The sequence below is a fragment of the Bdellovibrio sp. genome (assembly GCF_047637665.1).
Taxonomy (GTDB): Bacteria; Bdellovibrionota; Bdellovibrionia; order Bdellovibrionales; family Bdellovibrionaceae; genus Bdellovibrio.
On the sequence record NZ_JBLJBT010000014.1, the window covers coordinates 37,310 to 57,155 of the forward strand.

A 19,846-nucleotide genomic window follows, 5' to 3' on the forward strand; every position below is an offset into this window, starting at 1 on the left:
ATAGCACAGGAGTTTTTATGGGTTTTAACCTCGATAGCGACAAGTCAAATAAGGAAGATCAGTTGAGCCTGTTCGACTTTAAAATGGCTCACGCCGATTTTGCGGCAGAAACTCCCAAGCAAAATGCCACGTCCCACGAAGAGGGCTCCAACGCCATTGATTTTGATACTTGGCTGCTAGCTCACCGTGAACCCGAACAAAGCAAAACCTCACGCTTCATCACTCTCTCCGCAGCGGCCCATGCCGCCGCCATTTTGATGGTTGCCGTGATGACCGTTCCTCTTGTGGAGCAGGCAAAGACTGAGACTATTACAATTGAAATTGAAGACGTTCCGGCACCACGAATGGCTCCTCAAGGCAAACCTGTTCCCCCCACACAAGGCGGAACTCCCATTGCTAAAGACACTCCGCTTGTGGAAAAGCTGGAGGATGCGGGAAGCCCTGGCGATATCGTTGTCGCAAAACCCAAAGCCTCTGCAAAAGCACAAGCCGCAAAATCATTGCCTGCCAAGGCCGTTAAATCAGCAGGCAAGTCACCGGCAAAAACGGTCCCCGTGGCCGCTCGCAGTGTGGCCCCAAAGACAACCTTTAAGGCCGTCCCTATGACGATCGACGACATTGAGGCTCCAGAGTTAGACCAAGGCGAGTTATCCAAAGTAGCTGTGGCGTCTCATCTGAATGAGGACTTTAACGACGACTTCGAAAATATCGATCAATCTCAAAAAACTAAGCTTGAGAATGAAAAACACTCCATGCAAGCCATGGCCGCTGCTCTTGAATCTGAGCAAGATGAAAACTTGAGCGCTTTGGATGAGGCGAACAAAGAGGAAGCAGATCGTTTGGCTTCTTTGCAAAACTCTCTTCGCCAAAAAAATGCCAAGGCCATTGCTTCTGCCCTCGCGTCTGAAAAAGCCGCTGCCTATGCTGCTGCAGCTCGAGACGCCGCTGCCCGTGAGGCCGCCAATAAACGCGGCGGACTGGGTGGCCAAGGAAATGGTTTTGGTACGAAACAAGGTGACGGCGCCGGCAATTCGGGCTCTCAGGGACCTGGAAACCAAATCGCAGGGATGCCTCAGGGTGTGCGCAGTTTAGATCAACTTCGCCAAATGCCCGGCAATCCCCGGCCTCAATACGATCGTGAAGAGCGCCGTCGTGGTGACCAGGGAGAAATTGCGTTCGTCGCTTACATCAGTAAAGAGGGTTACCCCACCAAGTTCCGCATGATGAAGTCGACAGGTTTCCGTAATCTCGATGCAAAGACATTGGCCGCCCTCAAAAAGTGGCGCTTCTACCCAGGACAAGAAGGATGGGTTGAACTTCCTTTCCGCTGGGACCTTAAAGGTGGAGTCCAAGAAGATGGTGGATTGCTCAGAAGAGCCCTCAGTCGCCGTTAATAGGCAGAATCTCAGAACAAAAAAAAGCCAGGAAGGCGTTTTTTTGCGTCAGCCCCGCAGGGGTTTTGGGTACAAGCCCAAAACAAAAAGCCCTTGAGGACCCCTCAAAGGCTTTCCTAAATATCTAAAATCAAAGAAAAATTAGTCTTTGAAAAGCACTTTTGCAGATTTTGTAGTGCCTTTTGTGCGAACAGCCGCTTTACGCTTTTTGCCGCTAGTCGATTTTTTCTTCTCACGAATGTATTCAGTACGTTTTGTTTTAGAAGCCATTTTAATCCTCCGAGTTCTTAACGGAACGAGTTAATTATCAAAACGGAATCTCCAAGTCAACCGAATGGCGGTAATCTCCTGAGATTTGCGGATTTCCCTGATAAGCATAGTTTAAAGCGAATCTGGGGCCTTTAAAGCCCAGACCAGCGGTTATAAGCTCCCTTTTATGGTCCGTATCGTTCTGGTAGCCCAATCGAGTAATCATAAATTTATTTATATAAGTCTCCAGCCCCCCCATATAAAGGGATTCCGAGGTGGCATCCAGGCGAAAGCGAACCGTGTTTTGATAGATATAATTAAAACCTCCGCCGACAGAGGTTTTGAGGCGAAGATTCTCGGGAACATCGTCCTTTTCGCCAAAAGCATTATAAACCACCAAAGCCCACCCAATATGCGGCTGAGGAGTGTATAGGAGCCCCAAATCTGCGTTAATTTGCCGATAGGATGCTTGGGGAAGCTTTTGTTCAAAATAGTGTCCCGTCATTCCGAAGGCCAGCTTATCTACGACAAACTCCGCCAGCGACAAGGTGATATCACTTTGTTCAAGCTGACCTTGGGTTACCTCGGTTTTTTTGTTTAAGTAACCTAAGGACGCAGGCAGAAAACTCTCTTCACTGTTATCGCTCAACGTGACAGCAAATTCGTCTTTGGCAAACGAAGAAAATAGATAATGACCTCTAAGATGAACCAAGGCACTGGGATTTAAAAATGAAGCGTCACCCGCCTCCACCGCCGCACGTCCAGTTCCGCCTGTCGCAGCCGAGATCGAAGAATTATAAACTTGGGCCGAGGCTATGTTCACGATAAGATAAACAAAAAGAAAAACAGGAAGTTTAACTACGCTCAAAGGATGGGGCATGACTTTTCACCTCGCAAGTATTGTGAGTGCGTTCTTTTTAGCACTCACATCCTATCAACCGGCCCTAGCTAGCGCCAACACTTTTACCGCAAAACCTGTTCGTCTTGGCGACAACCTTCTTTCTATTTTACGCCAACATGGTTTTTCAGAAAAAGAACGCGAACAAGTGCTTGCCGCCGACAAGGGGCTGCGCACGCTTTTTCTGACTCTGGATACAAGGTACCTTGTACGCCGCGCCTCCGGAGAAATTGAACTTCGCATGTTCGACTCGCAGACCTCGGATGCCTTTCGCATTCTAAAAAAAGGACCCTCCGTTCAAGCGCAGGCCTATAAACCAAACTATAAAATCTCTCTGACCCGAGTCGAAGGCAGAGTCTACGGTTCCCTCTTAGGAAGTGTACTGGCGAAAATCAACAGCAACTGGGTCGCCACTCGCTTCATGGACGCCTATGTTTTTGATATGGCCAGTTCCCGCGATGTCGCCCGGGGCGCTCGCTTTTGGTTCACCGTCGAAAAGAAATATGAGGCGGGACAGTTTGTAAAATACGGAGAAGTTTTGCAGACTTCCCTTGAGGTCGACGGCACTCCAGTTCAAAAAAGATTTGTTCGCTACAAGGACGGCGGGGTCTTTTTTTCCGCTCAAGATCTTTCCGATGAAAAACCTTTTTATGCTCCGGTGGAGTACATCAAGGTGGCCAGCCGCTTTAAGCCCAATCGCCTTCATCCCATCACAAAACGCCTGCAGCCGCACTTAGGAATCGACTTTGAACTTCCGGTCGGCGACCCGGTCTTTGCCCCTCGCAAGGGGATCGTGGTTCGCTATGGAAACAACCGAGCGGCGGGAAACTATATTGTTCTCCTTCACTCTAACGGAATGGAGACGTCCTACAATCATCTTCACCGCATCGACAAAAGAATTCGCCAGGGCTTAAGGGTTTCTGCGGGTGAAAAAATAGGCGAAGTGGGTTGCACCGGCTACTGCACCAGAGCTCATCTTCATTTTGCGGTAAAGAAAAAGGGCCGAATGGTCGACCCTGTGAAATATATTAAAGCTTATCCTCATCAAATGCAGGCGTTCCTCGAAGAACGAGTGGCCAGCAATTAATCGCGAGTGCAGACCGTGATGAAGTGCAAACACTTGCTGCTGGGAACTGCTCCGGCATAGCTTCCATTTGAGCGGAAGCATTCTTTCGTCAAGTCGTACTCAACCACGGGTGCTCCACCGACGGCTTCTTCTTTATAACAAGAAACTCCCCCCTTGGGGACCGCGCAGCGATTGGTGACATTGATATCCCATTGATCAGCACGCAGATGACGGCGAGCAATTTCCAGCTCAGCGCGGATGTAGGGATCTTTCAATTGATCGTAAGTGTGGCTGGGACAATAAGCTGCCGCATCTTGAGTGCGAATAACTGAAAAACGTCGGCTGCAATTCCAAAACTTCGAACCCACGCCCGGAGAAGACAAATCCGTCTCGTTGATCTGCGACAAAATGTGATTCGGGTTATTGGATGCTCCTCCTGAAACGGCATAGGGAGAGAAAGTTAAGTTGTACGCCTTCCCATAAGCCGTCTTTACCGGATAAGCATCGCTGGCTGCTCGCAATTTATAAATTTCAGTATTGCTCGCCATGTAGGTCAGCGACAAGACCCCGGAGTTCATAAAGATATTACGGAACTCTTCCGCCAGCTCTTCACTGGAGTTAAAGTTAATTCCCGCCTCCAGCACTCTTTGTTCAGGAGAAAACGGGAAGTAGTTCGCAGTAATTCCCTTTTGCGCAAAAGAGTCCATCACCAAAGAATCCGTCAGTGTCCCCACCATCGGCACAACGTCGCTCCACAGGGTGACTGATTTGTTCGTGGTGTAAACATCCGTCAAGCTGTTCTTCACACGCACAGCCATAGACGGAACGGCGCCGTTGTTGACTGGAGAGTCGGCCAGGTATTGCTTGTATTGGTTCTCGGTCAACGTCGGCTCTGGATAAATCGGTTTAAAATTCTGATCTGCATAGGCATAGAATTCATCTCTAATCTTAACTCCACCCGTCGTATACGCGCCGGCTTTAACAGAGAAAAAGGCGTTGCTGGTGCGAAGCTGAGACTCAGCACAAGAGTTATAAGTGATCGTGTCGAAAGTGGCGTCAAATGCAAAAGGAATAGCTTGAACCTTGGCGGCTGTTGACTCGCCGTATTTTGCACTGAGGGCCGCGTCTGATGAACTCGACTCAAGATTGCTATCCAGGTCGGCATCGAAGCCTGCTTTACCGCAGTTTTGAAACGACACAACAAGCAAGAAAGAGGCAGCTATACCGCTGACCGCCCGCCACGTCGTTTTGTTCAAACGTACTTTCATGGAATACTCCCCAAAAACAAGAATATCACAGTACTTTTCGGCAGATTTACAAAAAACCAAAAACCTTCTCATCTTGAAACAGCCAAGGGGCTCCCTGGATCTTTCCATAGCGGACATCGTTAACTCTTGTCTTAGAGTGAAACGTCTGAGATTTATAAGGCATGTTGAAAGTTAAAAAAGCCATCATCCCCGCCGCAGGTCTAGGTACGCGTTTTTTGCCCGCCACAAAGACGGTTCCTAAGGAAATGCTAACTATTGTTGACGCCCCCATCATTCTTTACGTCGTGGAAGAAGCCGTTCAAGCGGGCATTGAGGACATTGTGCTTATCGCAGGCCGCGGTAAACACGCTATCGAAGATTTCTTCGACACCTCCTACGAGCTTGAGGACAAACTTCTTAAAGACGGCAAAGAAAATCTTCTTGAGCGAGTCACTCGCATTCGCGAAAAGGCCAACATCATTAGCATCCGTCAAAAACAAGCTTTGGGGTTGGGTCATGCTGTTCTTTGCGGCTTGCCGATTATTGGGAAGGAGCCTTTTGCGGTTCTTTTAGGAGACGAGATCACCATGGGATTTCATGGCGAACCCAACGTGACCTCTCAACTGGTTCAGTCTTTTGAAGAAACAGGAACCTCAACGATCTCGGTTATGAAGGTGGAAGACAAAGACGTTTCCAAATATGGAATCGCTGAGGTCGAGGAAACATCTCGTGGCTTTTTTAAAGTCACATCCTTGATGGAAAAGCCCAAACCCACAGAAACAAAAAGTCGCTGGGCTCTTCCGGGTCGATATGTCTTTGACAACAGCATCATGGACATTCTTCAGTCTGCCAGACCTACTCTGAACGGAGAAATCCAACTCACAGATAGCATGAAAGTTCTTTGCCAGTCCAAAGGGTTGAATGCCATGACCTTTACTGCAGAAAGGTACGATGCCGGGGACAAGCTGGGATACCTCCAGGCCAATATTGAATTGGCTTTGCAGAATCCGACTCTGGGCTCTGAATTGAAAAACTATATTTTGCAATTAGCGCAACGCCTGAAATAAGGAGCCACCTTGAAAAAGATCCTTTTTTCCCTCATTACAGCACTGGCTTTTACTCCGGCCCTCACGATGGCCTATATTCTTCCGACGCGCACTATTTTGCAAAAAACCTCTGAAAATGCAGGCAGCGGCATTTATGCTATTGAACAAGAAGTGCAGTTTTCTAATGGTGAGGAAACCCTTTCTGTCAAAGAAACTTGGCTTATCGATAGCGATCGGACGATGCGCCTCACGGTCACCGGGGGAAAAGATCTGGCAAATAGCTTCAAGCTTCAGTTTCTTTATAACGGCGGACAAAAGTGGAGCTTGATTAACAACAACAAAAAGAGCGAAAAGGTTCCTGAAGATTTTCTCGAAAAATATCTGAACTTTCGTAATCCCGAAATTTTTGCCAGCACTCTGGCTCAGTTAAAGATGATTCCCGCGTCTGCTTTTCAAAAAAAACCTATTGGAAAAACAGGGGCGGATTTCAAGCATGAGCCCGAACCTTGGGTGCGTTACTCGCGCACTGGCGGTGTCGTTAACTATGCTCTGGGTGTCGCCACCCCTGTCGATCAAGAGCAAAACTCTCCAGGCATCTGGATTGAGCAAGATCAGTTTGTAATTCGCAAACTACGTCTTCCTAGCCAAGTCGAAATGAGCGCCAATAACTACAACCAATTCGCGCGAGGTCTGTTTTATCCTCGGGCCCGCACCATTCGTTGGGGAAATAACAGCGTCACCATTCGTTTGATCAGCGCCTCAGCCCGACCTCAAACAGCTGTTAGTCTTTTCCAGCCGTCTTCTTTAGACAGCAATCTTAAGTGGGACGGCATTAATGCTCTTCCGGCCAAAGATGTTATCACGGAGTTCTACACGAGGTTTCGATGAGTTCTGACCAGCTGTGGAGAGTCGCAGTCGATGCGCCTCTTCCAGAGGCCTTAACCTACAGCTATTCAGGCCCCTTACAGCGCGGTCAGCTTGTGAACGTTCCGCTGGGGCGCCGGAAGGTCAAGGGCCTCGTATTGGGACCAGCGACCACCGTTCCTGATTTTGAAGTCAAAAGCATTGATTCCATTGATGAGGAGTACTCTGCACTTCCCGAGCCCTTTATGAAGTGGCTGGAGTGGTTGGCTCAATATTATATTCATCCCGTGGGGCAAGTGGTCCAATCTGCCTTTCCTCCTTTGCGCAAGACGGACAAACAAAGACAGTCTAAACGACCCCCGGTCATTCCTCAGCTTGAAAGCGACTCCGCTCTTCATTTGACCGACGAACAGCAGACCTGCTTTGAAAGCATCGCTCAATACTCTAGCTTTTCGACTCACCTTGTGTTCGGCGTGACGGGCTCTGGAAAGACAGAGGTTTACCTTCGTCTGCTTGATCAGGTTCTTAAAGAAGGCAAACGAGGACTGGTTCTTGTTCCTGAGATTTCTTTGACTCCGCAACTTATTCAACGTTTTGCGCGTCGTTTTGGAGATAAAATCGCCGCCCTTCACTCGCAATTAACCGATCGGGAAAGAACCAATCAGTGGTGGGATGTTGTTGAAGGAAGAAAGTCGATCCTTATTGGTGCTCGCTCAGCTCTATTTTGTCCGATCCAAGATTTGGGACTTATCATCGTGGACGAAGAGCACGAGCCCAGCTTTAAGCAGGATGAAAAATTAAAGTACAATGGTCGTGACGCCGCCGTGATGATGGGGAAGATGATGAATTGCCCCGTGGTTCTGGGCTCTGCAACGCCCAGTCTGGAATCTTGGCGAAATGCCCAAGAAGGCAAATATCACCTCCACACCCTTCGTCGTCGCGTGGCCAATCGCTCCCTGCCAGAAATCGAGGTCATCGACCTGCGCAAGCAAAAAGCCGACGACGAAGAACAAAAGAAAATCATCGAAAAATATTCCCATCTTCCTTTTTGGTTAAGTCCTGCTCTCTATGAGCGCATGAAGGAGGTTTTAGAGAAGGGTGATCAGGCGGCCTTGTTTCTCAACCGTCGCGGTGTCGCACAGATGGTGGTATGCCCGGCTTGCGGTCATACGCGCGAGTGTCCTAACTGTGATATTTCTCTGACGTTACATGCTCACTCGCACTTGATCTGTCACTATTGCGATTATCACGAAAACTTCAAATCACGCTGCCCAGATTGCAAAGAGGGCGAATTGCAAGCGATCGGACTTGGCACCGAGCTTGTCGAAACAGATCTCACTCGGCTTTTCCCCGACAAAAAAATTGCCCGCGCCGATCGTGATGAAATTCAAAGTCGTGCAGATCTTGAGGATCTGATTGCCAATATGGAAAGTGGTGACATCGATATTTTGGTGGGCACTCAGATGATCGCCAAAGGCTTGGATTTTCCGAAGCTCAAATTGGTAGGATTAGTCCTTGCTGACGTGGGATTTAACCTTCCCGATTTTCGCGCCACCGAAAGAAGCTTTCAGTTGATCACGCAGATGAGTGGTCGCAGCGGTCGTCACGTCAAAGAAGGCGAAAGCCCGGGACTGGTTATTATTCAAACCTATAACGCCGAACACGACAGCATCACCTTTGCGCGCAACCATGACTTCGAAGGATTTGCCCAACACGAACTCAATATTCGGGGGCAACTTAACTACCCTCCGGTTGGACGTTTAGTGAGCTTTCGTATTCAAGGAACTCATCTTGGAAAGGTCGATGAGACGGCCCGACTTTTAGCGAGACGGGCGCAGGCTTTGAAAGCACAGTTTCCTCAATATGAGTCTATTGAGATTTTAGGACCTGCAGAGGCCCCCCTTTCCAAGCTACGAGGTCAATTTCGCTATCACCTCTTGATAAAAACGGCTCAGGCTTCGGCCGCCAATCCCTTTTCAAGACAGTTACTGGGCGACCAAGAGTGGGTGCCTTCTGGAATTAAAATATTAATCGATATTGATCCAATGAGTTTGCTTTAATCGCCACACTTTCCTAAAATGGGAGTTTAAGGAACTCAGAAATGATTCAATGCCCCCGATGCGGAATACAAGTCACTGAGCTTCATCCTGTAGCGCCGGAACTTATTGCAAAACTCCAGGCCGCAGGGGAAGCCAATTTACCACCTCAGGTGTGTGCGGGCTGTATTTCTGATTTACGCCGAACCTTGGCGACAAGCAGTGGTGGAATCCTTATGGCTCAGGAACGAGCCAAAGAACAGCATCGTCTGCAGCTGTGGAAGAGTCGCGTGACACTGATTAAAAAAGCACGCCTCTGCATGACTCAAAAACTTTATTCTGAAGCGGCGGTCTCTTACGAAAAATATCTTAAAATTTTAGATATTGTTTTTGAGATCAAAAAAGGCGAACGCCTCAAGCCCGAAGCTTTTAAAGACAGTGCGCGCACCACAGAGTTGACCGTTGTCGCCTCCGTGTACTGGGATCTCATGCGCATCTATGATACCCACGAAAAGTATTCAGATCGCATGATGAATGCAGCAAAACAGTTGGCTGTGTTTATACAATATACTCCCATTTATCCCGACATCGTTCGCAAGGCCGAATCTTTTCAAAAAACGGCCCGCCACCCTCACATCGTTAAGCAGTTTTTAAAACTCTCCGACAAAGAGCGACCCCGCTGTTTTATTGCGACGGCTGCCTTTGAAGACCCTCAGTCTTCAGAGGTTTTCACCTTGCGTGAGTTTCGCGATTTTACCCTGCGCAATTCACGCTGGGGGCGCAAGTTCATTGCTTTCTACTATAAAACCTCACCTTCCATCGCATGCCTACTCGATAAGCAAGCATGGCTCAAGCCCGCCGCCAGAGCCTTTCTCCGCCTTTTGATTAAATGCGTTAGCTAAGTTTTCGTCTCTTTGAGGCTTGCAAAGTTTGTCCCTTTTGAGGGAAGGTATTTGCATGGCTCATATCTATGATTATGCAATTATTGGAAGCGGTTTAACTGGTCTTAGCATCGCAGCGGCACTTAGCCGCGAAACAAAAAACATCGCCCTTATCGAAGCGGCCGATGTTCCCTGTGGAGTGAACAAGAAAGTCAACTTCCCCACCGGCCCAATAAACAACGGAATTCGTTTTGTTCCTGATTCCGTTCTTTCAGAAAAAGCCCTGCGTTTCCTTGGGAATGTTTTGAACACCCAAGTTATTGCTGATGCTTCGGAAGAGGCTCCCATCACTTACGAATCTGGTGGTTTTAAAACCTTCTTGGGTTTCGGCGACAACCCACCTCCTTTCTACGAAGAGCTTGCATATTTCACCAACAGCAAACGTTTGGATCTGACTCTTCAACCTTATGAGTGGACACAGTTGCTTTTTGAAAAATTCCAGGGCGACTTTATGCCGCGCTCTTATGTGACCAAGTTTCATCAAGAGGGTGAGCGGGTCACACACGTGACAATCAATGGCTCTAAAACTTTGCAGGCCCATAATTTTATTTTTGCGGGCACCGTGAAAGATCTTGCGCTTTTGCTTCCGGAAGAGGCCCTCTCCGTGCGTGCACGCTCTAAGCTTTCTAAAAATACGTACTGGACGGCACTCTGCCTTGATCTTTGCCACAGCAAAGCGGTGACGGAGTCAACTGCCATGCACGTTCTCAACGGGACAACTCAAGACGAAATTGGTCCTTGTGCTGGCCGTTTCTTACCTGCGGTCGAAGTGGACGGCCAAATGCTTCAGGCGTCTCAATGGATGACTTTCATTGAACAAGAGGTCACTGAAGATAGTGAGGTTGTGGGATTGGCGCTGAAGAAAATCAAACGTCAAATCAAACGCGCCTACCCTGAAGCTTTGGACGGATTGAAGCTGGAAAGAATCTTCGTGGCACCAATTATTTCTGGAAATGGAGATCTTAAACTCAGCGCGAACATGACGATTCCCGATCTAGAGAATCTTTGGATTGCTTCCTCGACAATCAACGAACAGAAAAATCTTGTAGGAGCTCTTTTGCAGGCCGAGACGATCACGGCCTCCCTGGGCTTCCGCATTGAGGCAGACGAATCCTCTTCCGTTATGAAAGAAGAATCTCCTGCTGAAATGTCTTTATAATCAAGCCTCCTCTAAAGGAAGGGAGAAGGAAAATGTTGTTCCTTCTCCCAATTTGCTTTCCACCGAAATTTCTCCGCCCATTAGCTCTACAAGATTTTTAGATATCATCAACCCTAACCCCGAGCCCCCATACATTCGCGAAATCGACGGGTCCTCTTGATAAAAACTGCGGAATAGTTTTTTGATATTATCGCAGTCAATACCCTTACCTGTATCCGAGACAGTCCAGCGATAAAGCCCCTCCGCCCCGTCTTTCTTTACCTCGATACGAATCTTCCCTCTATCAGTGAATTTCACCGCGTTCCCCACCAGATTCATCAGGATCTGACGAAGCCGGTGGGAGTCTCCCCAAGTATAGGTGGATATTTTTTCATCTAACTTGAGCTCAAGATCCACATTCTTATCTTGGCATTTAACAGAAAACATCTTGTGAATATCTTCGTGGAGTTCTTTGATATCAAAACGATGTCGATCTATTTGTAAAAGACCGTTTTCAATTTTTGAAATATCAAGAATATCGTTAATAAGGCGCAAAAGAGTTTCAGAGCAACGATAAATGGTGCCAACATAATCCTTCTGCTCCTCGTCCAGAGGGGTATCACGTAAAATATCGGAGAACCCGATGATACTACTCAAAGGTGTGCGAATCTCGTGGCTCATGTTACTTAGAAAGCTCGACTTCAGGGATGAAAAGCGCAAGGCCTCCTCACGAGCTCGCATCAATTGAAATTTCGAATGCGCCATTTGCCACAGTTCTTCACGAATGCGATGAATCCCCAAGATCAGGATCAACACTTCGATCACCACCCATCCCGCAAGCTCCAACCACCACCACTCCATCTTCAGGTTTTGTCCATAGATGGACAAAGGCAACAGAAGACCTCTAACCAGGCGATCCATGATGATCACCACGGAGGCCACCCACAAAGTGGAAATATCTTTATAAAAAGCCAAGGCGGCTAAAGAAATAAAGATATGGAAATGGGTTTCGGTCCGTCCCCCCGTCAAAAAAATGAGGAGGATTGAAAAGCACATTTGCGCCACAGCGACGACAAACCGAGTGATTCTTTGCCCCGGGAAAATCCAGGTACAATAGATAGGAGGAAGCGCAAAGAGGGCCCCAAACACCAGCCCCGCCAAGGCGTTTTCTAAACCGCCACCGTACTGCCCGACCCAGGTAGAGGGGGAATAAAGAGCCCCCAGAAGAACACAGGCAACCCACTGAATTAACATCAGAATTGCGAATGCTCGATCGACTCGAACGCAGATCTCATAAGTCTGCATCTGAAAAATTCTTTCGACCTCCGAAATGTTTCTGCCGTCTTCTAGATGTCTCATGTCCCAACTCGTCTACGTTCTGTTTTTCTGGGATAACCTCTAAATTATAGCATCTCCATCTCGCCGCGTCTAAACAAAATTTAATGTTCATTTTGAGATGCAATGTTCATGTCTCAGTGTTGGACCTCCCGAAAGACTGCTTGCGCTCCATGGCACCCTGTGATATCCCCAAACTCCAACAATAACACACTCTCAGGCATTAACTGGTCCCCCAAGTACTGAAAAAGGGGGTCTTCCGGCGATAAAAAGAAGCTGGCTCTGCCTAAGAGGAGGATTAACCAGAAAGGAAGTACTGCCATGGCACAAGTGACCATGAAAGAAATGTTAGACGCTGGCGTCCACTTCGGACATCAAACACAGCGTTGGAACCCAAAAATGAAACCTTATGTTTACACAGCTCGCGGAGGCATTCATATCATTGACCTTCAAAAGACTGTTGTACGCGCTAACAAAGCCGCTGATTTCGTAAAAGACGTCGCAGCTAACGGTGGTCGTTTGATCTTCGTTGGAACAAAAAAACAAGCGATCGAACCTATCCAAGAAGCAGCAGCAAAATGTGGCCAATACTACGTAACAAAGCGTTGGTTGGGTGGCATGATGACGAACTTCGAAACGATCAAATCTTCTATCGATCGTCTTCGCAAAATCGACACCATGAAAGAAAAAGGCGAATTCAATTACCTTACTAAGAAAGAGCGCGCGAAGCTTGAAAAAGAATACCTTCGTTTGACTGATTTCCTTAGCGGTATCCGTGAAATGAAAGAAATGCCTTCTGCAATGTTCGTTGTGGATCTTCCAAAAGAACACATCGCGGTTGCCGAAGCTAAGCGCCTTGGTATCCCTGTCGTTGCTATTGCTGATACAAACTCAGACCCTGAGTCTGTTGAGCACGCAATTCCTGGAAACGACGATGCGATCCGCTCTATCAAGTTGTTCGCAAATCTTATCGCTGATGCATACCTTGAAGGTGCAAAAGAGTGGGAAGGTAAACTTCGCACTATGACTGATAAGCAATCTGACGTTGCTAAAGAAGCTAAGGCTGAAGGCAAAGAAGAGGCTCCTAAAAAACGTGGCGGTCCAAGAGCTGGCGCGAAAGAGGCTCCTAAGAAAGCCGCTGGTCCTACAGTTGTTAAAGCAACGAAGGCTCGTAAACTTGTTGCTGCTGGTACAGCAGAAGAAGTTGAGATCCAGGCTGAGCTTGAGCAAGGCCAAAACGACGAGTCTGCAGAGTAATCTTCAGGCGTCACGAAGAAGGGTGGCCTAGCCACCCTTTCTTTTGTATCCCTCTTTGAATTTTGATCTTTTTATTTTCAAACAACTCTGGTCCGGCCAGAGTGTAAGCAAGTTGAAGGAGTCTTCCTTATGTCTATTTCCGCTACTCTTGTAAAAGAACTCAGAGAAAAAACCAGTGCAGGTATGATGGATTGCAAAAAAGCGCTTGAAGCGACTGCTGGCGACTTTAACGCCGCTGTTGAATGGTTGCGCGTAAAAGGTTTGTCTTCTGCTGCCAAAAAAGCTGACCGTATCGCTGCTGAAGGTACTGTTTTCGCACAGGTTGTTGGGAACACAGGTGTTGTTCTTGAGATCAACTCTGAAACTGACTTCGTTGCTCGTAACGAAGGTTTTAAAAATCTTGTTACTGACGTTGCTCAGCACGTTTTGAACGCTGTTAACGCTGTCGGCGATATCCTTGAGCAAGCTTTCCACAAAAATCCAACTATGAAGGTTGGCGATATGTTGAAAGAAGCTATTGCGACTATCGGTGAAAACATCGTTATCCGTCGTTTTGAGAAGTACACTGCTTCTGCAAACTCCATCGTGCACACTTATATCCATGGTGAAGGCAAAATTGGCGTGATGATCGAAGTTGCCGCTTCTAAACCAGAAGCTGCAAGCAATCCTGAGCTTAAGACTTTTGCTCAAGACGTTGCTCTTCATATCGCAGCCATGAATCCAATGGCGATTTCTTCTGAACAAATCCCTGCAGATGTTGTTGCTAAAGAAAAAGAGATTTTGACTGCTAAAAATCTTGAGTCTGGCAAAAAGCCTGAAATGATTGAAAAGATCGTTGAAGGTCAAATCCGCAAGTTCTTGGCTGAAAACTGCCTCGTTGACCAAGCTTTCGTAAAAAATCCTGATATGAAAGTCAGCGATTTGGCGAAAGAAGTTGGCAAAAAGATCGGTGCTGACGTTTCCATCAAGCGTTTCGTTCGTTTCGAACTTGGCGCGGGGATCGAAAAGAAATCCAACGATTTTGCAGCTGAAGTTGCAGCTCAAATGAAAGGACACTAGTTTGAAAGAGCCTGTCTATAAACGTATTTTGCTAAAACTAAGTGGTGAAGCTCTTGCTGGAAAGCAAGGGACTGGAATCAATACGGCGGTCATCAAACAAATCGCCGTGGATGTGGCAGAGGCATATAAGGCAGGCGTTCAGATTGGTCTGGTTATCGGTGGCGGCAATATCTATCGTGGAGTTGCCGCTTCTGCAGAGGGTATGGATCGCGCAAGTGCTGACTACATGGGAATGCTTGCAACTTGTATCAATGCCCTGGCTCTTCAAGATGCTCTGGAAAAAGAAGGCGTTCCAACGCGAGTTCAAACAGCCATTGAAATGGCCGAAATCGCAGAACCCTACATTCGTCGCAGAGCGATTCGTCACTTAGAAAAAGGTCGTCTGGTGATTTTTGGCGCAGGAACCGGAAATCCTTTCTTTACTACCGACACCGCCGCCTCCCTTCGTGCTATGGAGATCAACGCTCAAGTGATCATGAAAGCCACCAAGGTTGACGGAATTTACGATAAAGATCCTGCAAAATATCCAGATGCAAAAAAATTCGAAAAGATCAGCTACATTGACGTTCTCAACCGCGGACTTCAGGTGATGGACTCAACAGCGATCAGCATGTGTATGGATAATAAACTTCCTATTATTACTTTTGATCTCACTCAGCCCGGCAATATTTTGAAGGCCGTTCAGGGTGAAAACATCGGGACTCTGGTTCAATAATTTGCGAATTCGCAAAACGGAACCTTAAAAGGAGACAACTATGGCAATCGCAGATGTAAAAAAGAATGCTCAGACTAAAATGGAAAAGTCTTTGGCGGCCCTCGGTGAAGAACTAAAGAAGATTCGCACCGGTCGCGCTCAAGTTTCTATGTTGGACAATATCCGTGTAAATTACTACGGAACTCCATCTCCACTTTCTCAAGTCGCTTCTATCTCTACTCCTGATGCGAAATCTTTCTTGATTGCTCCTTGGGAAGTTTCCATTCTTAAAGATATCGAACAAGCGATTATCAAATCAGAACTAGGAATGGCGCCGATGAATGATGGAAAAGTCATTCGCTTGAAAGTTCCTGACCTCACAGAAGAGCGCCGTAAAGATCTTGCGAAACAAGTTAAAAAGATCGCCGAAGAAGCTCGCGTGGCTGTACGTATGGCTCGTCGTGACGCCAATGACGAAGTTAAAAAGCTTCAAAAAGACAAAGCCATCAGCGAAGACGAAGGCAAAAAGGCTGAAGCTGATATTCAGAAGGCTACTGACGATTTTATCAAGAAAGTCGATCAGGTCGCTGAAGAAAAAGAAAAATCGATTTTGACTATCTAGTTGTACAGGGACGATGACTCTACCAAAGCATATTGCAATCATTATGGATGGTAACGGTCGTTGGGCGCAGCTCAAGCGTCGTCCTCGTACTTTTGGGCACATCAAAGGAACACGCGTCGCGAAGAAGATCATCACAGACTGTTCGCGACGTGGAATCAAAAATCTGACTCTTTACGCATTCAGCACCGAAAACTGGTTCCGCCCTCAAGCCGAAGTCAGTCTTCTTATGAAGATTCTTCGCCGCTATTTGAGACGTGAAACAGAAAATCTTGTAAAAGAAAATATCCGCTTTTCAGTGATCGGCGACATGTCTCGCATCCCTTCTGACGTCGCGGAATCAATCGGAAAATCGATCGAAGCTACAGCTCAGTGCACAGGCCTTAATTTGGTCTTTGCTTTGAGCTATGGTTCTCGGCAAGAAATCACCGAGGCCGTGCGCACCATCGCCGCACGCGTTGCAAAAGGAGAACTTTCTCCTGAAGAGATTGATGAATCCGTTATCAATGCCTCTTTAAGCACTTTTCCGACGCCCGATCCGGATCTCATCATCCGTACCAGCGGAGAACAACGACTCTCTAATTTTCTACTGTGGCAAGCCGCTTACTCTGAGTTCTATTTCACAGATGTGTTGTGGCCAAACTTCACTGAGTCTCATCTTGAAGAAGCTCTCAAAGCTTTCTCCGTGAGACAGCGCCGTTTCGGCAAGGTCTCAGCAAATGACAACATGGAAAAGCTTTCTAACTAGAGCCACCTCCGCCTTGGTGGCATTAGCTCTTATCATTGGACTTTACATGGCCTGGGCCGCGAATGGCCTTAAAGTCGCCATCGTCTTTGCCGTTGTTGTCGGAACTTGGGAACTCAAGGCCCTTCTTTTTCATGGTGAAAAATCAGGCGCTCTCAAGGCCATCTTTTATGCTCTTAGCCTTTTGGTTTTTGCAGCGACCGTCTCCTCTTTGAGTCTGGGTTCCCTGGTCTATGCCATGGCTTTGATTGTCATGATCATTTCTGTCCTTTTATATTCCCATAAGGATGGACACCTTGACCGCATGATGACTTTTCAAACCAAGGCCGCTTTGGGTTTCTTTTACATGGGCCTTCTCCCCGCCTTTGCCTTTCGAATTCTTGAACAGGCTCATGGCATTTCCTGGTTTATCTTTTTGCTGGCAGCTGTTTTTGCCAGCGACACCTTGGCCTATGTTTTTGGGGTGCTGCTTGGAAAACACAAAGTCATGCCCTCCGTCTCTCCAAAAAAAACTTGGGAAGGCTCTTTGGGGGGAATCCTAGGGTCTCTCGCCGCAGGCCTGGTGTGCTGGCTTTTTCTATTTCCAGAAAGTTCGTTACTGCCTCTTTTGATCTTAGCTGCTCTTTCAGGTTTTATGGGTCAGTTCGGAGACTTTTTCGAATCTCTTTTAAAACGCGTCGCCGATGTCAAAGATTCCGGAAAGATCATGCCTGGACACGGCGGTATTTTGGATCGCATTGACGGCGTCCTATTCGCAAGTCCTGTTATCCTTTCAGGAATTCTGATTTTGTCTCATCTTTTGTCATAAGCAAAAAGTCGAGCCAATTTGCACAAACACCTTAATTTTCTAGCTCCTCTGGGGGGAGCCCTTTAGAATATTTTAATGGATATTTTTTCTTACTTACATCAAGGTCTATCGGCAATTATCCCTTTTGTAGTTTTGCTCGGAATTCTTATTTTCGTGCATGAACTGGGACACTTCTTAGTCGCCCGTTGGTGTGGCGTTCGGGTTGAAGTGTTTAGCCTTGGCTTTGGCAAAAAGATTTTTAAATTTAAAAAAGGGGACACCACATACGCCCTTTCCCTGATTCCTCTTGGCGGTTACGTCAAGATGTTCGGCGAACAAAATGGTGATGGGATTTCCGAAGAGGATAGAAAATTCTCGTTCACTCACAAGAACGTGTGGCAACGCATTGCCATCGTACTTGCGGGCCCCATCATGAACTTTCTTTTTGCGATTGTTGTCTTCTTCGCCGTGGCACTCATCGGTGAAGATGCAAAGACACCCGTTGCTGGTGACGTTCCTGCAGCCTCCCCTGCTTATGTCGCCGGATTCCGTTCGGGTGATAAAATCATTTCCATCAATCAAAAAACCATCACAACTTGGGAAGATATTCAGCGCTCGCTGAGTTTGAAAGAAAGTCACGATTTACGCCTAGACATTGTGGTCCAGCGTGAAGGCGACAGTCAGACAGCAAGCATTTCAATGACAGCGAAGGCGGAGCCCAATCCTAATGTTCTAAGCAGCTATGAGTTTGTCGCCAATGTAGAGGGCTTAAGCCCCTATTCTGCGGGAACAACTGTTGGTGTTCTAGAGAACTCTCCCCTTCAAGCACTGGGTCTTCAAACGGGTGATATGATCACCGCCGTCAATGGCCAAAAAGTTTCTTACTGGAGACAACTCGAGCCTCTGTTGGCCAAACTGAATGCCAAAGAAACTCTCACGATCGATGTTATGGGTCTTCGCGAGGGTGATAAGGTTGAAAAGCCGATCACCGTCACCTTAGCTCCACTGGAATCAATGAAGTTTTATTCTTTACAGTCCTTGGGGCTTGAAAGCTCTGAACTTTATTTAAGTAAAGTGATCGAAAACTCTCCGGCCCAAGCCGCAGGCCTTCATGCCATGGATCGCCTGCTCTCTATCAACAATGTAACTTTGCAAAAATGGGAAGATGTCATCAACAACATCAAATCGTTTGATGGCAAGAACCCCGTGGACATCACCGTTCGCCGCGAAGGGAAGCTCGTCAATCTAAAGATCACTCCAAAAATGACAACCCAGATGACTCCGGCCGGAGTTGAAGAAAAGCGTTATACGATCGGAATTGCTCCCATTGCCAACATCGCGACTCCAGAGTTGATGCTTCTGCGGACATCAAACATCGGAGCCGCTTTAATTCGCGGCACCCAAAAAACATGGGACGTCTCTGTCATGACCGTGATGAGTTTTGTCCGTCTTTTCCAAGCCAAGATTTCGCCAAAAAATATCGGCGGCGTGATCTCCATCGGACAAGCCGCCAGCGAAACATTCAAAATCGGCATCTCTCAGTTTTTACAGATGATGGCTATCATCTCCGTGAATCTTTTTGTTCTAAATCTTCTGCCTATTCCGGTTTTAGATGGCGGACATCTGGTGTTCTATGTGATCGAGTTGATCAAAGGGGCCCCTCTCAGCATGAAAAAGATGGAGGTCGCTCAACAAGTCGGTCTTGCGATTCTGATGAGTCTCATGATTTTTGCCTTGTTCAATGACTTCACTCGTTTATTAGGCCTATGAAAGTCTTAGCGATGGAGACCAGCACTCTTGTTGGGGGAGTCGCTGTTATTATTGATGGAAAAGTGGTCGCAGAGGAATCTTCTTTGCGGCAAAAATCCCATAGCGAAAATATCAGTCCCTTTATTGAACACTGCCTTCAAAAAGCCCAGTTACGATTGGAAGACATCGAACTCTTTGCCGTAGGCCAAGGTCCAGGAAGCTTCACAGGGATTCGGGTCGCTGCCAATGCGGGGAAGACTTTTTCTTATGCCTTCAGCAAACCCCTGGTCACTATTGATTCCCTGGTACTTCTCGCTCAACAAGCGCGCCCGTCAAAAATGCCGGTCCTCTCTATTATTAATGCTTACAAGAACATGGTTTACCTTGGGCTTTTTGATGTTTCTGGTGAAGAGCCGATTTATCTCAAAGGTCCAGAAGCTATTCCCGTCAAAGACCTCAAACACCATATTACACAGAACTGTGTCGTGGTCGGTGATGGCTGGGAGGCTTATCATGAGTACTTCCCCGAGGAGCTTTTTCAAAAGCTGCATCGCGACCCACAGCTTCCCGATCATCCTCTCGCCTCCACATTAGGAGTCATGGCCGACGCCCGTGGAAAAAGGGGTCACACCTTAGACTGGAAATCCTTTATTCCCCTTTATATTCGCGCCTCAGAAGCCGAAGAGACAAAAAAAGGAATTTTAATCTCTCCGCTCAAATAG

Annotated in this window: 19 protein-coding genes; 15 read left to right on the plus strand and 4 right to left on the minus strand. The window is 47.3% G+C overall.

Annotated features, from left to right (window positions below; all coding sequences use genetic code 11):
* Positions 1-17: 17 nt before the first annotated feature.
* Complete coding sequence (locus tag ACM64D_RS02910) at positions 18-1,394, plus strand: energy transducer TonB (protein ID WP_415061692.1); 1,377 nt, start codon at positions 18-20, stop codon at positions 1,392-1,394.
* A 141-nt stretch (positions 1,395-1,535) separates the two neighbouring features.
* On the opposite strand, the gene ACM64D_RS02915 is transcribed toward ACM64D_RS02910, so the two are convergent.
* Positions 1,536-1,664 carry a hypothetical protein gene (locus ACM64D_RS02915; protein WP_284607376.1) on the minus strand — a complete coding sequence of 43 codons (129 nt, stop codon included), beginning with the start codon at positions 1,662-1,664 and terminating at the stop codon, positions 1,536-1,538.
* 37 nt (positions 1,665-1,701) lie between these two features.
* Entirely contained in the window at positions 1,702-2,511 is an 810-nt protein-coding gene (locus tag ACM64D_RS02920) for a hypothetical protein (protein ID WP_415061693.1), read from the minus strand.
* Positions 2,512-2,521: 10 nt separating this feature from the next.
* Here ACM64D_RS02920 and ACM64D_RS02925 point away from each other — a divergent pair, with 10 nt between their 5' ends.
* Entirely contained in the window at positions 2,522-3,628 is a 1,107-nt protein-coding gene (locus tag ACM64D_RS02925) for a M23 family metallopeptidase (RefSeq protein WP_415061694.1), read from the plus strand.
* On the opposite strand, the gene ACM64D_RS02930 is transcribed toward ACM64D_RS02925, so the two are convergent.
* Positions 3,625-4,875 carry a hypothetical protein gene (locus ACM64D_RS02930; protein WP_415061695.1) on the minus strand — a complete coding sequence of 417 codons (1,251 nt, stop codon included), beginning with the start codon at positions 4,873-4,875 and terminating at the stop codon, positions 3,625-3,627. The two genes, ACM64D_RS02925 and ACM64D_RS02930, sit on opposite strands and share 4 nt — an antisense overlap.
* 161 nt (positions 4,876-5,036) lie before the next feature.
* On the opposite strand from ACM64D_RS02930, the gene galU reads away from it, so the two are divergent.
* Genes galU through ACM64D_RS02955 form a run of 5 tightly spaced genes read left to right on the plus strand, consistent with a single transcriptional unit; the run spans position 5,037 to position 10,900 of the window.
* Complete coding sequence (gene galU / locus ACM64D_RS02935; protein ID WP_415061696.1) at positions 5,037-5,921, plus strand: UTP--glucose-1-phosphate uridylyltransferase GalU; 885 nt, start codon at positions 5,037-5,039, stop codon at positions 5,919-5,921.
* Between the two features lie 9 nt (positions 5,922-5,930).
* Positions 5,931-6,788: a hypothetical protein gene (locus ACM64D_RS02940; protein WP_415061697.1), complete on the plus strand. Its 858-nt coding sequence runs from the start codon at positions 5,931-5,933 to the stop codon at positions 6,786-6,788.
* Positions 6,785-8,824 carry a primosomal protein N' gene (priA, locus tag ACM64D_RS02945; RefSeq protein ID WP_415061698.1) on the plus strand — a complete coding sequence of 680 codons (2,040 nt, stop codon included), beginning with the start codon at positions 6,785-6,787 and terminating at the stop codon, positions 8,822-8,824. The genes ACM64D_RS02940 and priA overlap by 4 nt, the downstream gene beginning before the upstream one ends.
* Positions 8,825-8,865: 41 nt before the next feature.
* Positions 8,866-9,702, plus strand: a complete 837-nt coding sequence (locus ACM64D_RS02950) for a CFI-box-CTERM domain-containing protein (protein WP_415061699.1) — start codon at positions 8,866-8,868, stop codon at positions 9,700-9,702.
* Between the two features lie 55 nt (positions 9,703-9,757).
* The gene (locus ACM64D_RS02955) at positions 9,758-10,900 is read left to right on the plus strand and encodes an NAD(P)-binding protein (RefSeq protein ID WP_415061700.1); all 1,143 of its coding nucleotides are present in this window, start codon (positions 9,758-9,760) and stop codon (positions 10,898-10,900) included.
* Here ACM64D_RS02955 and ACM64D_RS02960 read toward each other — a convergent pair whose 3' ends face one another.
* The gene (locus tag ACM64D_RS02960) at positions 10,901-12,238 is read right to left on the minus strand and encodes a sensor histidine kinase (RefSeq protein WP_415061701.1); all 1,338 of its coding nucleotides are present in this window, start codon (positions 12,236-12,238) and stop codon (positions 10,901-10,903) included.
* 297 nt (positions 12,239-12,535) lie between these two features.
* On the opposite strand from ACM64D_RS02960, the gene rpsB reads away from it, so the two are divergent.
* From rpsB to tsaB, 8 genes are all read left to right on the plus strand, one after another.
* A complete protein-coding gene (gene rpsB / locus ACM64D_RS02965) occupies positions 12,536-13,471 on the plus strand; it encodes a 30S ribosomal protein S2 (protein ID WP_415061702.1) in 936 nt (311 codons plus the stop codon).
* Between the two features lie 129 nt (positions 13,472-13,600).
* On the plus strand, positions 13,601-14,530 hold the full coding sequence (gene tsf, locus ACM64D_RS02970) for a translation elongation factor Ts (RefSeq protein ID WP_415061703.1): 930 nt from the start codon (positions 13,601-13,603) through the stop codon (positions 14,528-14,530).
* 1 nt (position 14,531) lies between these two features.
* The gene (pyrH, locus tag ACM64D_RS02975) at positions 14,532-15,245 is read left to right on the plus strand and encodes a UMP kinase (protein ID WP_415061704.1); all 714 of its coding nucleotides are present in this window, start codon (positions 14,532-14,534) and stop codon (positions 15,243-15,245) included.
* 40 nt (positions 15,246-15,285) lie between these two features.
* Positions 15,286-15,846: a ribosome recycling factor gene (gene frr, locus ACM64D_RS02980; protein ID WP_415061705.1), complete on the plus strand. Its 561-nt coding sequence runs from the start codon at positions 15,286-15,288 to the stop codon at positions 15,844-15,846.
* 13 nt (positions 15,847-15,859) lie between these two features.
* The gene (locus ACM64D_RS02985) at positions 15,860-16,591 is read left to right on the plus strand and encodes an isoprenyl transferase (protein WP_415061706.1); all 732 of its coding nucleotides are present in this window, start codon (positions 15,860-15,862) and stop codon (positions 16,589-16,591) included.
* Complete coding sequence (locus ACM64D_RS02990) at positions 16,563-17,396, plus strand: phosphatidate cytidylyltransferase (protein WP_415061707.1); 834 nt, start codon at positions 16,563-16,565, stop codon at positions 17,394-17,396. Before ACM64D_RS02985 ends, ACM64D_RS02990 begins: the two co-directional genes overlap by 29 nt.
* A gap of 75 nt (positions 17,397-17,471) precedes the next feature.
* Entirely contained in the window at positions 17,472-19,145 is a 1,674-nt protein-coding gene (gene rseP / locus ACM64D_RS02995; RefSeq protein WP_415061708.1) for an RIP metalloprotease RseP, read from the plus strand.
* On the plus strand, positions 19,142-19,846 hold the full coding sequence (gene tsaB, locus ACM64D_RS03000) for a tRNA (adenosine(37)-N6)-threonylcarbamoyltransferase complex dimerization subunit type 1 TsaB (RefSeq protein ID WP_415061709.1): 705 nt from the start codon (positions 19,142-19,144) through the stop codon (positions 19,844-19,846). Before rseP ends, tsaB begins: the two co-directional genes overlap by 4 nt.

Excerpts from the sequence above, each read along its gene's own strand:
- ACM64D_RS02990 (WP_415061707.1), top strand. The coding sequence starts at position 16,563 with ATGACAACATGGAAAAGCTTTCTAACTAGAGCCACCTCCGCCTTGGTG.
- ACM64D_RS02985 (WP_415061706.1), top strand. The coding sequence starts at position 15,860 with ATGACTCTACCAAAGCATATTGCAATCATTATGGATGGTAACGGTCGT.
- ACM64D_RS02910 (WP_415061692.1), top strand. The coding sequence starts at position 18 with ATGGGTTTTAACCTCGATAGCGACAAGTCAAATAAGGAAGATCAGTTG.
- ACM64D_RS02955 (WP_415061700.1), top strand. The coding sequence starts at position 9,758 with ATGGCTCATATCTATGATTATGCAATTATTGGAAGCGGTTTAACTGGT.
- ACM64D_RS02930 (WP_415061695.1), bottom strand. The coding sequence starts at position 4,875 with ATGAAAGTACGTTTGAACAAAACGACGTGGCGGGCGGTCAGCGGTATA.
- ACM64D_RS02925 (WP_415061694.1), top strand. The coding sequence starts at position 2,522 with ATGACTTTTCACCTCGCAAGTATTGTGAGTGCGTTCTTTTTAGCACTC.
- rseP (WP_415061708.1), top strand. The coding sequence starts at position 17,472 with ATGGATATTTTTTCTTACTTACATCAAGGTCTATCGGCAATTATCCCT.
- priA (WP_415061698.1), top strand. The coding sequence starts at position 6,785 with ATGAGTTCTGACCAGCTGTGGAGAGTCGCAGTCGATGCGCCTCTTCCA.
- ACM64D_RS02915 (WP_284607376.1), bottom strand. The coding sequence starts at position 1,664 with ATGGCTTCTAAAACAAAACGTACTGAATACATTCGTGAGAAGAAAAAA.
- rpsB (WP_415061702.1), top strand. The coding sequence starts at position 12,536 with ATGGCACAAGTGACCATGAAAGAAATGTTAGACGCTGGCGTCCACTTC.
- galU (WP_415061696.1), top strand. The coding sequence starts at position 5,037 with ATGTTGAAAGTTAAAAAAGCCATCATCCCCGCCGCAGGTCTAGGTACG.
- frr (WP_415061705.1), top strand. The coding sequence starts at position 15,286 with ATGGCAATCGCAGATGTAAAAAAGAATGCTCAGACTAAAATGGAAAAG.
- ACM64D_RS02950 (WP_415061699.1), top strand. The coding sequence starts at position 8,866 with ATGATTCAATGCCCCCGATGCGGAATACAAGTCACTGAGCTTCATCCT.
- tsaB (WP_415061709.1), top strand. The coding sequence starts at position 19,142 with ATGAAAGTCTTAGCGATGGAGACCAGCACTCTTGTTGGGGGAGTCGCT.
- ACM64D_RS02960 (WP_415061701.1), bottom strand. The coding sequence starts at position 12,238 with ATGAGACATCTAGAAGACGGCAGAAACATTTCGGAGGTCGAAAGAATT.
- tsf (WP_415061703.1), top strand. The coding sequence starts at position 13,601 with ATGTCTATTTCCGCTACTCTTGTAAAAGAACTCAGAGAAAAAACCAGT.